A 12,368-nucleotide genomic window follows, 5' to 3' on the forward strand; every position below is an offset into this window, starting at 1 on the left:
CACACTCAATAATCTTTTTCCCCCCCGGAGATGTTGTACTTTTTCATTCTCCTGTACATGGTCTTCCTGCTTATCCCCAGGATGCGTGCTGCCTTTGCCTTGTTGCCGTGGGTTTTCTCCAGCGTCTCAATGATCTCCTCGGACTCGCTTTGCCCTTCACCTGCCAGGTAGAGCATGTTCGCGCCGGATGCGCCCTTGAATTCCGGCGGCAGGTCGCCGATGGTGATGATCGATTGCCGGCAGAGGATGAAAGCGTGTTCCAGGGTATGTTCGAGCTGCCTCACGTTTCCCGGCCAGTGATGGCCCATGAACAGTTTCATCACATCCGTGGAAACCCCCGCGATATTCCTGTTGAACTGCTGGTTGAACTTCGAAACGAAATGGCTGACGAGGAGCGGAATATCCTGGGTCCGGTCCCTGAGAGGGGGCAGGGGTATCTCCACCACCTTCAGGCGGTAATAGAGATCTTCCCGGTATTCCCCTTTCCTGACCTTTTCCAGGAGGTCCTTGTTGGTTGCGGCAACGATACGGACGTCCACCCTGATGGGGGTCGAGTCTCCGACCCGCTCAAAGACCTTTTCCTGGAGCACCCGCAGGAGGCGGAGTTGTATGCGGGGTGTGATATCCCCGATTTCGTCGAGGAAGATGGTTCCCCCGTCCGCCCTCTGGAACCGGCCGACCTTGTCGTGGACGGCGCCGGTGAACGCTCCCTTGACGTGCCCGAAGAGCTCGCTTTCCAGCAGGTTCTCCGAGAGGGCGACGCAGCTTACCTTGACCAGGGGCTTGTCGCTGCGGTCGCCCCGGAAATGGAGTGCGTCGGCAACCAGCTCCTTCCCCGTGCCGCTCTCACCGGTTATCAGGACGGTGGTCTGGACACTGCTCAGGTCGTCTATCAGGGAATATATTCTCTGCATGACCTCGCTCTTTCCGTGCATATTGCCGAACTGTCGGAGTTTCCTGAGATCCCGCTCCAGCGAATCCAGCTGCGTTTCGTCCCTGACCACCATAACGGCTCCCGAGAAGATGTGAGATCGGTTGTAAAGGGGAGAGGCGGTGACGGTCACCACCTGCCCGGGCCGATCCCCGTGGGCGCACTCTATCCTGTGCATTTCCACAGGCTCTCTTTCCTCTATCGTCTTTACGAGGGCGTCGAGGCATTTCCCCCTGCAGGGCCGGTGCTGGGAGGGGAAACTCTTCCCGATGATGTCCCGGGTGAACCCGCAGATCCTGCCTGCCGCCTCGTTGACCTCGATGATCGTCAGCTCGTTGTCGACGGTGACGATCCCGTCCTTGACGCTCCTGAATATGGTATCCAGGTTTGAACGGTACCGCTCTTTCTCGTACACCACCGCCTTGTGCAGCAGCGCCATTTTCGTTATGCGGAGCAGGGTGAGCTTTCGAACCGGCTTGACTATATAGTCGTATGCCCCCAGGCGCAGGGCCTCCGTGGAGGTCTTTATATCGGGAAATCCGGTGATGATGACGACGGGACATATGAGGTTCCTCTCCCGCGTTTCCTTGAGGATATCGATACCCGTCCTCCCGTCGAGGCGGATGTCGGCAAATATGAGATCGAATTCCTGCCTTTCGAGCTTCTCCAGGGCTTCGACGGAGCCTGTGGCTGTTTCCACCATGTAACCTTCGTCGGAGAGGAATTTTTCGAAGGTAAACCGTATCCCCTCCTCGTCATCGATCACGAGAATCCGTGTCATTAGCAATCCCTCCTTGCAGGCAGGTCGATGGTGACCCTCGTGCACACTCCCTCGATGCTGTCGATCTTCAACCTGCCTCCATGATCGGTGATGATGCCGTGACTTATGCTCAATCCAAGCCCCGTGCCCGCGCCCTTGGGCTTGGTGGAGAAAAATGGCTCCACCACCTTGTCCAGGATCTGGGGCGGTATGCCCGTGCCGCGGTCGAAGAAGGTGACCCGCACGAAGGGGCAGCTGTCGATCAATACCCGCTCGCTGCTGATTTCGAGGGCTTTGTCCTCGTGTGCCTGGGGGTATTTCATGGCGAGGGCATATCGCGCGTTGCTTATCACATTGAGGAAAACCTGCTCGATCTGCTGGGAGTGCGCCTCTATCTCGGGCAGGTCGGCGGGGCAGATGACGCTGAGTTTTATGCCCTCCTTTTTCATCTGCGTCGCCGACAGGGAGAGGGAGTTTGCCAGCAACTCGTCTACGTGGATATCGCTTTTCTCCTCTTCGAAGACCCGGGCAAAGGAAAGAAGGCTTCTTACGATGCTCGAGATTCGGTCTCCCTCTTTCAATATGCGTTCTGCGTACTCCCCGCAGGGAGTCGCTCCGCTGAGCTCGTCGATGAGAATCTGTGCGTAGTTGATGATGCTGTTTATCGGGTTGTTGATCTCGTGTGCCACACCTGCTGCCAGCTCTCCGAGGGAGGCAAGGTGCGCGGCCTGCATCGCTTCCGCCTGGAGGGTTATCTTTTCCGTTACGTCGACCGCTATGTTGATCACGTAGGTGACCCTCCCCATCTCATCTTTGATGGGAATCGCCCTTACATCCCAGAATTTTCCGTCGGGAGTCGAGCGGTGTGCGCTCTCTTCCTTCCTGGATCGAAAGCTCCGCTGAACGTGGCAGTCCTCGCAGGGGGCCGGGTTACCGTACCACAGGGCGTGGCAGTGACGGCCGATCAGCTCGGCTGCCTCCATGGAAAAGACGGCGGTAGCCGCTTTGTTTGCCCACTGCACTTCCAGGTCGGGGTTTATGAGGAGGAGGGCATCGGGGATCGCGTCGAGGAGGGTGTGGAACTCCTGGGAGAGCTTCCGGAACTTGCGTTCGCTCAGAAGCAGCGATTCCTCCCACTGCTTGCGCTGGGTGATATCCTGTGCCACCCAGACGATGCCCTCGGTTTCCCCGGAGTCGTTTCGCATAACGGAGCCTGCGAGAGACACGGGGATCCTGCTGCCGGTTTTTGTCAGGTAGGCCCTTTCGACACTTCCCGTGTCCATCTTGCCCCCCCTTTCCCCTGTGCCGGAGTATCTGCGCGGCAGCCCTTCGGGCAGGATCGTGTCCACCGGCTGTCCTACGAGCTCGTCTTCCGTGTAACCAAGAAGCGTGCATAACGCGTCGTTCACCGTTTTAATGATTCCCTTCGGGGAAATGACGACGAGCATGTCGTTCATGGAGCGAAGGATATTCTGGGTGTATTCTTTCGCCATTACCATCTCGTCCCTGGAGTGCTGCAGCGCCTGTGACATCCTGTCGAATGAGGAGGCCAGCTGCCCCAGTTCGTCGCGGGATTTGAGCCCTATCCTGTGCCCCAGTTCGCCACTTCCGACGATTTCCGTTCCCCTTCTCAATTTGCCAAGGGACACGATGATGTTCCGTATCATTCCGATAAAGAAAAGCACGACGAGCAGGGAGGCAACCGCCAGGAGAAGAATGGCCTTGGCCCCGGCCGCGAGGGTAGCGCTGAGAAGGGTCCGGTGCGCATTTTCAATCTCCCGCTTCGCCCGGTTTAATTCCTCCGAAATCTCCTTGATCAGGATATTCTCGGTAAAAGGCCTCAGCGTCTTTTCGAAAAACTGCAACACCTCTTTCGTTTTTCCTCCGTCTTTGAGCTCGAAGGCCCTCCCGGCCATCTCCTGGAACTCGTTCACGTGTTTCTCAACCTCCAGGGCTCTCAGCACCTCTCTCTTCTCTTTGCCCCCCAGCTTCGCGTGGCTCTGTGCGGCCTCGAACCATTCCTTGAAAGAGTTTTTTACGTCTACACCGAGCGCGTCGAACTCTCTTTTCGTCTCCCCTTTTCCCGATACCAGGTGCGCCAGGATCTCCCCGTACTGCTTCCTGGTGTTCAGAAGAAGCTGGTCGGCGATGAGAAAATAGCTCAGGAAGACCCGCGCGAGGCGGACCTGCTCTATGCCTTTCTCTCCTACCCACGGCATCGTTCCAAGCTGGAGCAGGGCTTTTTCGTATGCCTCATCGACTTCCCTGATTTCTCTCGTCACGGCCTCGTCAAGATCGTCATTCAACACGTGGTCCGTCAGGGGCTCGACTTCCGTTTCCAGCAAATTGTATGCTTCCCATGCCTTCCCGGAATTTGCCAGCGCAAAAGCCTTTGCAATGCTCTTCTTGACCTGCTTATAGATCCTCTGAACATGAGCGGCCCTGTCGCTCTCCTCGTCTTTGTTCTGCCCCAGTTCCCTGCTCTTTCTGATGGCATCCCTCCACTCCGCCTGGGCCCTCCACACGGTTGCCTCGAACTCTTCGAACCTCTTTTTGTCCTCCTCCTTTCCCGTGAACCGATAATCCATGGAACGCATGATCTGCGTAATGATGGCAGAGCGGGTTCTCGTTACCCCGTAGAGATCGTTCAGGGAGGCCCCGACGATGCGTATCTGCCGTTCGTTCTTCAGGTAGCCCTGCATGAAAAAAACCGCATGAGCGCCAAGGATCAAACCGATTAAGAAGAGCAGGATTACGAGTTTCAGTCTTATGCTCATGCGACTTTCCCCGTCATACGGAGCCTTTCGTGTGGCTCGAGGTCCCGCGGGTCGAAACTTTCCTGATCCAGACGGTTTTCTGACCGGGCAGTTGCGGAGAGGGTGATTTCCGATTTTCGAAATGGCGCAGGCAAACGCTGTGCCTTATGGCCCCTCTGCCCGAAATGGAAGAGGGTGGTCTTTTGAACCCTTCCCTGCCAGATGGGATCATCTCCCCCTCGCCTATGCAGTTAAAACGACAGGCTCGCCAGGGTGCCACCTTCGCGCCCCGCACGGGAAAGCAGGGTGAAAGTGGCCGCTCCGCTTGAAATATCGCTCACCGGGAAGCCCTGTCTCCGGCGACAAGAGCCCCGTGGACGGTTCCCGCGTTCCGCCGGAGACGGAGAAGCGTGCCCTCAGCGCTCCCGTTTGCCGGTTTCACACGGACCGCCCCTGCACAGGGGAGAGCAAAATCGGTACCAGGGGGGTAAATACTCGATATTTAAAAGCGGGTTGCGCGCCCTGACAGGTTGAGGAAGAAATTTTTCGATATATTTCATAACCTTTCCTGATAATAAAATGTGAAAAAAAGTGGGGCAGGCAGGTAATTTTCTCAAAAACTGCCGCTTGGATTGAGGCGGGCGGAGCTGCAGTTTCGAAAAATATAACGAATTTGTAATAACCGGGGCTCAAATTACACTTTTGCCCCTTCCCCGGATTCCGGGTCCATCCCTCAACGTAGTGGATTCAAAGAAAAAGGAGATCCCCGATTGTCCAAGTGGTAACCTGGTTGGGGGGATCTCCCGGTGGTATTGTGTACCGTCACCTTTGATTATAAAAAAACGGAGAAAGATTCTCTATTTGCCCGGTGAGGTCCCGGCGAAGGCGGCGGTGGCCCTCCCTCGTTTTGCCTTCGCCCGCGCTCTCGACGGGCCACCCGGCTGGCGTTTTACCATACCCGGGATTCTATTGTTTACCAGCTCATGAAAGGGAACACCTATCCTTCTGCAGAGCCTGACGATACGGAATCTGTCATAGCTCGGGACAAAAGTCATCCGTGTCACATACATTTTTGACAACCCCGGAGGTGGTGCCTTCCCCTCTCCTATAGACTACCAAAAAAAAGCCCTTTGCTCATCCCCCATGAGCGGGTGCAGATATTTTTCCCGGGATGCGGGTTTGGGCAGAAGAGTTTCTCGCTCAGATATTGCGAGGGGCTGTTCTGATGCCTCTTTTCTTTTTCGACCTCTTCTCCCGGTACATGAGTTCGTCGGCCCTGCCGAGAAGGTCATCGATGGTGCACGGTGTTTTGGGGTTGTACCGTGCCGTCCCGATACTCAGGGAGACCGTGTATTTTCGGTCTGGCCGTCCGTTGAGCTCATCGATTCCGGCCCTGAACCGCCTTTCAATGATAGACTCGACGTCCGAGCCTGTTACGTTTATCAACAGAACGGCAAACTCGTCTCCCCGGAGACGGGAGATGATGTCGGACTTGCGGAAGGATTTCCTCAAAATTTCGCTCACCTCGGTGATTGCCCGGTCACCTTCCTGGTGCCCGAACGTGTCGTTGATCCACTTCAGGTCGTCAAAGTCCGAGTAAAAGAGCAGCATCTCGCTCTTCGTCCTGTCGGCAAGCTTCATCTGCTGATTGGCGAGCAGGAAAAAGCCCCTTCGGTTGTTCAGCCCCGTTAAATCGTCTGTGATCAGCAGAGCGCGAAGCTCTTCCTCCAGGTTTTTTCTGACCGTGATGTCACGCAGGATTACGAGTGCCTCATCGGCTCCCGTGGAAGTTATCCTTGCCTCGTGATGGTACGTATCCTCGCCGATGACCTGCTGATATTCAAAGATCTGCATTTCGCCGGTGGTGATTGCCAGGTTTACGTATTCCACGACTTCGGCGTGGACGCCCGGCGGGAGGAAAGCGTCTATTTTTTTTCCGAGGAATTCGCTGAACGGCTTCGACAGGCTGTCATTTTGGTTTTCCTTGACTGACTCCAGCAGCGTCCCGTCCTTTTTGAGCCTGAACATGGTATCGGGAATCGCGTCCAGCAGCGCTTTCATCTTCCTTTTGCTCTTTAAAAGGTCCTCTCCCCAGCGCCTTTTTCTGGCAACTATTTTCGATGCAATGACGCCATACAAAAGGCAGAAGGCAAGAGTGATCAACTGGTAACTGTTGTTGAACTCGGAGACCTGCGAAAGGAAAGATACCCAGAAGGATTTTTGAAAGAATATGAGCCTGTCTATCGCAGCGTTCGTTGCCAGGATCAGCAGATAGGCGATCACCGAGTAGAGGATCAGAACCCGCTCGTCTCTCTCGGGATACTCGCGCAGTGATGATAAAACGTTTCTCTTCATGTCAGGTGTCTCCCCGGCAGTTTTATGGTACGATCTCTGTCCTCTCCTTTGAGCTATCACTGCTCATGTGTCTCAAAAGCGCCCTGACCGGTTCGGCATCAAACTGGGTGCCCGCGTTTTTCTTGAGCTCTGACACCGCATCCTCCGTCGTCAACCTGTCCCTGTAGGGGCGGTCGGATGTCATTGCATCGAAAGCGTCCGCAACCGCTATTACCCTGGACTCCACCGGTATGTTTTCCCCGGAGAGGCCATCGGGATACCCGGTGCCGTCGAACCTCTCGTGGTGATGCCGGACGATCGGGCAGAGGTGGGTAAGGGATCGCAGCGGTTTAATGATATTTTCCCCGATGACGGGGTGTTTCTTGATGACATCGAACCAGGACTCGGGCATTTCATGGGAGATCTCATGGAGTATCGAATCGGGAATCCCGATCTTGCCGATGTCGTGAAGGAGGGAGGCGTCCTGAACGTACGCCACCGTCTGCTCCGGCAGGTTCATCTCTCTGGCTATAGCTCCTGAAAGTGCAGATACCCTCTTAGAATGGCCGTTGGTATATATGTCCCGGGCTTCGACTGCCGCGGCAAGGGCCGTGATGCTGTCGAAGTATGTTTTTTCCATCTCTTTTCGCAATTCCGTGTTTTCAATAGCCGTGGATATCTGTGCCGAAAGGTTTTTGATCATCACCATTTCGTCATCGGTGATGGTATTTTTCTGCCTGCCGTCCGGGTTTTCCCCCGTATCACGGCATGTCTCCGCCCCCGCTGCCATCGTCAAGACCCCAAACACCCTGTGGGATTTGACAAGGGGCGTGGAGATGTTGTCCCCGATAAACGCTTGGAACTCAAGGTGGTCCTCCATGTTTTCACCTGGCATGCTGTTTTCGATGATGCAGACGGGGCGCTTTTCTTCCATGACCAGGTTAAGCGTCTTTTTCCCTTTCGTAAGGAAAGCGCTTTTCTCGTCCTCCGTGAGCCCTATCTGGGTGATTATCCTGAGACCTCGTGGGTCGTTGTTCACCGCCATGACCCCCTTCCTGAATCCGATGATATTCGAGATGCTGGACAGGTAAACTTTCAGGAGCCTGTCGAGTTCAAAGGGAGATTCAACGGCATGCGATATGTGGTTCAACAGGCTTTTGATCTGTGCTTTGGATTCTTTCAGTTCGTTTACGTTTTTCTGCAGGGTCTCCGTAATCTTGTTGACGTTTTCCGAGAACTCGGTCATTTCATCACGGGATTCCGTTTCCGCTCTCCGGTTCAGTTCTCCCGACGCTACCGCCTTCACATTTTCCAGGGTTTTTTCCCAGGATCGGTTGATTCCCCTGAGGATTGCGTATCCCGCTATCCCGAGGAATAGGAAAGAGATAATGATTATGGAAAATTGGGTGTTGTTCCCCTCCTGGCCGAGTTCGCTGTTCACATGGAGATACACGGTAACGAGCATGGGGATTACATACAGAATAGCGATGATGTTGGTAAACTTGCGCGCAATCGTGCTCTGCTTTTTCCCGCGAGTAAGATCCTGCATTTCACAACCCGTAGAAAACGGTAAAGTTAAGTACCAGGAGCATATGTTCCCAGCCGAATAAAGTAAAGATTTATCACTGTTCACTATATTTTCGGAAATTTCCGCACATTCTTTATTAGCAAACGGTGCTATTTTCCCCTGAATGCCTGAGGCGTCTTGTTTTTTCCGGGGGCTGCCAGGGGTAAAAGCGTCGGGAAGGTCAGTGATTTCGGCACATAGCAGGCATCTTAAGACGTGAATGGCCGCACAATTACCATCACAAATCCCCAAAAACATCCAAATCGCGGCAATTTCCCCCTTCAGAAGAGTGATTATCGGGAAGTCACCGGCTTTTGCGTCCCGGGCAAAGCTTTTTACGGGAAAGATGGTTAGCGACAGCCGGCCCTTTCGGGCCACGGCGATCCACGGGAGGAGTTAATCCTTTTCGGGACCCTACGTCTGCCTGCTGCAGTGAAAGCCCTCGCCCAGGTCGCAGCGGATGCAGTCTCCCACGCTGTACTGCGGCGTCAAGGTTATCGACTCGCACTTGCCGCAGAAGTACTCTTCTCCCGCGTCCATCGGACCGTCACAGGGCGTCACCGCCATGGGACAGAGGGTTACGCAGGCCCGGCACATCACGCATGATTCGGGCTTTTCCTCGAGGGGGTATTTCACGCGGCGGTTCTTCCCACGGCCGACGAAGCCGATGGCGTGGGCCTGGTAGAGCTCGTTGCAGACCCGGACGCACCGGCCGCAGAGAACGCAGTCGTCACGGCGGAGGGAGAAACGGGGTTTGGTGACGCCGCAGCGGACAGCGATGTCCTGGATGGCCCGTGAATTGGGGGCCTGGGTGACGAGCAGCTCGGCAATGTTGCGGCGAAGATTCCTGACTTGCTCCGAGTTGGCACGGATTACCATCCCCTCCTGGACGAGCAGGGTGCAGGAAGCGGTGATCTTCGACTTTCCGTTCTGGACATTTTCAACGATGCACAGCCGGCAGGCGCCGATGTCGGTCAGGGTGGGCATGTGGCAGAGGTGGGGGATACAGATGGCGTATTGCAGCGCTGCTTCGAGAACGCTCGTCCCTTTCGCTACGCTGATGCTCGCCCCGTCGATCGTAAGATTCACTTTATGATGCATGTTGCTCCCTCCTTTACTGGACGATGATGGCGTTACGGGTACAGACGGTCGGGCAGATGCCGCATTTGTTGCAGGCCCCCCGGTCTATGGTGTGAAGCTGGTCTTTTTCCCCCCGGATGGCCTCCTGAGGGCAGGAGACAAGGCATGCCCCGCAGCCGTCGCACATTGCAGCGTCGATGGAGTATTCGATGAGCGCCGTGCACACGCCGGCCGGGCAGCTTGCCTCGTTTATGTGCGCCTCGTATTCCTCGGGAAAATAGCGAAGGGTGGAGAGCGCCGGATTGGGGGCTGTTTTCCCCAGCCCGCACAGGGCCGTATGGGCCACCGTCTCCCCCAGTTCCTGAAGCAGGGGGATCTGGTCGGGCCGTCCCCTTCCCTCGGTAATGTCGGCAATGATCTCCAGCATCCGGTCCACCCCGATCCGGCAGGGGACGCACTTGCCGCAGGACTCGTCCTGGAGAAAATTCAAGAAGTACTTGGCCACGTCTACCATGCAGGTCTTCTCGTCCATGACCACCAGCCCTCCCGACCCGATCATGGACCCCTTCTCCCAGAGGATGTCGAAGTCCACGGGAAGGTCGAACATGGAAGCGGGCAGGCATCCGCCGGAGGGACCACCCGTCTGGACGGCCTTGATCTTTTTTCCGTCGCGGCTTCCTCCGCCGATCTCCTCAACGACGGTCCGGATGGTGGTGCCGAAAGCCACCTCGACGAGCCCTGTGTTCCTGACCCTGCCGGTGAGGGCGAGGATCTTGGTGCCCTTGCTGCTGTCCGTGCCCATGCCGGCGAACCAGGCCGCACCCTTCTTGATTATGGATGGTATGTTGGCCCACGTCTCGACGTTGTTCAGCGTGGTGGGCTTGTTCCAGAGGCCGTGCTCGACGGTGTGGACGTCCTTGGGCCGGGGCTCGCCGACCCTGCCCTCGATGGAAGCCATGAGGGCTGTCGATTCACCGCAGACGAAGGCCCCGCCGCCACGGGCTATCTCGATATCGAAGTCCATCCCCGAGCCGAGGATGTCAGTGCCGAGGAGACCGTGATCCCTCGCCTGCTGGATGGCCACCCGGGCGTGGTCGACGGCGATGGGGTACTCGTTGCGTACGTATATGTAGCCCTGCTCGGAGCCGATTGCATATGCCCCGATGAGCATTCCCTCGATCACCGAGTGGGGGTTGCCCTCGAGGACCCCCCTGTCCATGAAAGCGCCCGGATCACCCTCGTCGGCGTTGCAGATGACGTACTTCTCCTCGCCGTGGGCGGCCTTGCAGGCAGCCCACTTTTTGGCCGTGGGAAAACCGCCGCCCCCGCGCCCCCTGAGGCCGGAAGCCGCGATTTCTTTGATGACCTTTTCGGGGTCCATTTCGGCCAGGACCTTGGCAAAACCGGCGTATCCGCCGATGGCGAGGTAGTCATCGATGGAGAGGGGGTCCACCTGCCTGTTCTGGGAGAGGAGGGTGGGAGTCTGTGCCCGGTAGAAAGGAATCTCGGCCTCCGTGGCCACCTTCCCATTCGTGGTCGGATCGGTGTAGAGGAGCCGGTCGATGAGTTCACCCCGTATGACGGTCCGTTTGAGGATCTCACCGACGTCGGACGGGTTTACGTGCCCGTAGAAGATATTTGCCGGGTCGATGACCATGATGGGGCCCTGCTCGCAGAAGCCGTGACAACCTGTTACCCGGAGGCGCACGTTCTCACCGAGGCCGTTGTTTCTCATCTCCCTTTTGACCTCGGAAACGACTTCCTGGCAATTGGTGGCCTGACAACCGGGGCCCCCGCACAGCGTGATCAGGACGTCTTCATCCCTGCGCCCGGAAAGAATAGATGAGCGCAAGGCGTTCAGTTCTGAAATGGATTCGATTCTAGACATTTGCCCTTTTCTCCTCTTTCCGCCGCACCGACCGAATGAGCGCCCGCAGCTTTGCGGGCGTCATGTGCGGGTGATAGGTTTCGTTGAGAACGACTACCGGCGCGAGGGCGCAGGCCCCGATGCAGTTGACGCTTTCCACGGAAAAGAGCCCGTCATCGGTGGCCTCTCCCTCCTCAACGCCGAGGAGGGTGAGGGCCTGCTCGATGAGGGGGTTGGCACCCCGCACGTGGCAGGCCGTTCCCTTGCACAGGGTTATGACGTGCTTTCCCCTCGGTTTCAGGGAGAAAGCCTTGTAGAAGTTTGCAACCCGGAAGACCTCGATCAGGGGAATGCCGAGCTCCTTTGAAACGGTTTCGAAAGCATTTCTCGAGATGTAACCCTGGGCCTCCTGAATGTCGTGGAGGACTTCGATGAGCTGGTGGGGCTGGCTTCTCCGCTCCTTAAGAATGGTTTCTAAAATCTCGGGCATAGTTGCCTCCTGTCTGCATTTAAGAAAAAGAGTTGTCTGAAGTAGACTATTGTAGTAGGATGTATCGGTAAATACGGTTTGTTTGCACAAGTAATGCCTATTAATTGTAGGTATTTTTTATGCCATTTGATTGCCAGTGTTCTGCACCATAAAGATATGCAGGGAGGAAACACGGCATGGCCAGCAAACCACCTTATCCCGGAAACCCCGGCAGGAGTAAACCGAAGGTATCACCCTCACCCTTTCAGTGGCGCCTCGCCCCCAGCGAGGAGAGCGACCCGGCCAAGGTCGAGTGGGCGCTCAGGGAAAGGATCAAGGAGCTCAACTGCCTTTACGCCATCGCTCAGCTGGGCGAGCCGGCCAACGGTTCCATCGACGAGGTGCTCGAGGGCACTGTCGCCATAATTCCCCCCTCCTGGCAGTACCCGGAGGTTACCTGTGCCCGGATCAGTTTTCTGGACAAGAACTATAAAAGCGCAAACTTCAGGCTGACCGGCTGGCGGCAGTCTTCGGTCGTCCACCTCTACGGGGAGCCGGCGGGTGAGGTGACGGTCTGCTACCTGGAGGAGCGGCCGCCGGCTTA

At 56.4% G+C, this 12,368-nt stretch carries 7 protein-coding genes and 1 pseudogene (1 of these 8 only partly in view); 1 reads left to right on the plus strand and 7 read right to left on the minus strand.

Annotated elements, in window-relative coordinates; all coding sequences use genetic code 11:
• Nucleotides 1-5: 5 nt before the first annotated feature.
• The 7 genes from GTN70_09850 to GTN70_09880 form a co-directional block, all read right to left on the minus strand.
• Nucleotides 6-1,712 carry a response regulator gene (locus GTN70_09850; protein ID NIO17278.1) on the minus strand — a complete coding sequence of 569 codons (1,707 nt, stop codon included), beginning with the start codon at nucleotides 1,710-1,712 and terminating at the stop codon, nucleotides 6-8.
• A complete protein-coding gene (locus GTN70_09855) occupies nucleotides 1,712-4,468 on the minus strand; it encodes a PAS domain S-box protein (protein ID NIO17279.1) in 2,757 nt (918 codons plus the stop codon). Before GTN70_09855 ends, GTN70_09850 begins: the two co-directional genes overlap by 1 nt.
• 1,179 nt (nucleotides 4,469-5,647) lie before the next feature.
• Nucleotides 5,648-6,802 (minus strand): diguanylate cyclase, encoded by a 1,155-nt coding sequence (locus tag GTN70_09860; GenBank protein NIO17280.1) that lies wholly within the window; start codon nucleotides 6,800-6,802, stop codon nucleotides 5,648-5,650.
• Between the two features lie 22 nt (nucleotides 6,803-6,824).
• Nucleotides 6,825-8,330, minus strand: a complete 1,506-nt coding sequence (locus GTN70_09865) for an HD domain-containing protein (GenBank protein NIO17281.1) — start codon at nucleotides 8,328-8,330, stop codon at nucleotides 6,825-6,827.
• Nucleotides 8,331-8,762: 432 nt separating this feature from the next.
• Entirely contained in the window at nucleotides 8,763-9,449 is a 687-nt protein-coding gene (locus GTN70_09870) for a 4Fe-4S dicluster domain-containing protein (protein NIO17282.1), read from the minus strand.
• 13 nt (nucleotides 9,450-9,462) lie between these two features.
• Entirely contained in the window at nucleotides 9,463-11,316 is a 1,854-nt protein-coding gene (locus tag GTN70_09875) for an NADH-quinone oxidoreductase subunit F (protein NIO17283.1), read from the minus strand.
• The gene (locus GTN70_09880; GenBank protein ID NIO17284.1) at nucleotides 11,309-11,785 is read right to left on the minus strand and encodes an NAD(P)H-dependent oxidoreductase subunit E; all 477 of its coding nucleotides are present in this window, start codon (nucleotides 11,783-11,785) and stop codon (nucleotides 11,309-11,311) included. Before GTN70_09880 ends, GTN70_09875 begins: the two co-directional genes overlap by 8 nt.
• 176 nt (nucleotides 11,786-11,961) lie before the next feature.
• On the opposite strand from GTN70_09880, the pseudogene GTN70_09885 reads away from it, so the two are divergent.
• Nucleotides 11,962-12,368 (plus strand): annotated as a pseudogene (locus tag GTN70_09885) (hypothetical protein) (it continues 31 nt past the right edge of the window).

This window comes from Deltaproteobacteria bacterium (assembly GCA_011773515.1).
GTDB lineage: Bacteria > Desulfobacterota > Deferrimicrobia > J040 > J040 > WVXK01.

Excerpts from the sequence above, each read along its gene's own strand:
- GTN70_09860 (NIO17280.1), bottom strand. The coding sequence starts at position 6,802 with ATGAAGAGAAACGTTTTATCATCACTGCGCGAGTATCCCGAGAGAGAC.
- GTN70_09850 (NIO17278.1), bottom strand. The coding sequence starts at position 1,712 with ATGACACGGATTCTCGTGATCGATGACGAGGAGGGGATACGGTTTACC.
- GTN70_09880 (NIO17284.1), bottom strand. The coding sequence starts at position 11,785 with ATGCCCGAGATTTTAGAAACCATTCTTAAGGAGCGGAGAAGCCAGCCC.
- GTN70_09875 (NIO17283.1), bottom strand. The coding sequence starts at position 11,316 with ATGTCTAGAATCGAATCCATTTCAGAACTGAACGCCTTGCGCTCATCT.
- GTN70_09870 (NIO17282.1), bottom strand. The coding sequence starts at position 9,449 with ATGCATCATAAAGTGAATCTTACGATCGACGGGGCGAGCATCAGCGTA.
- GTN70_09855 (NIO17279.1), bottom strand. The coding sequence starts at position 4,468 with ATGAGCATAAGACTGAAACTCGTAATCCTGCTCTTCTTAATCGGTTTG.
- GTN70_09865 (NIO17281.1), bottom strand. The coding sequence starts at position 8,330 with ATGCAGGATCTTACTCGCGGGAAAAAGCAGAGCACGATTGCGCGCAAG.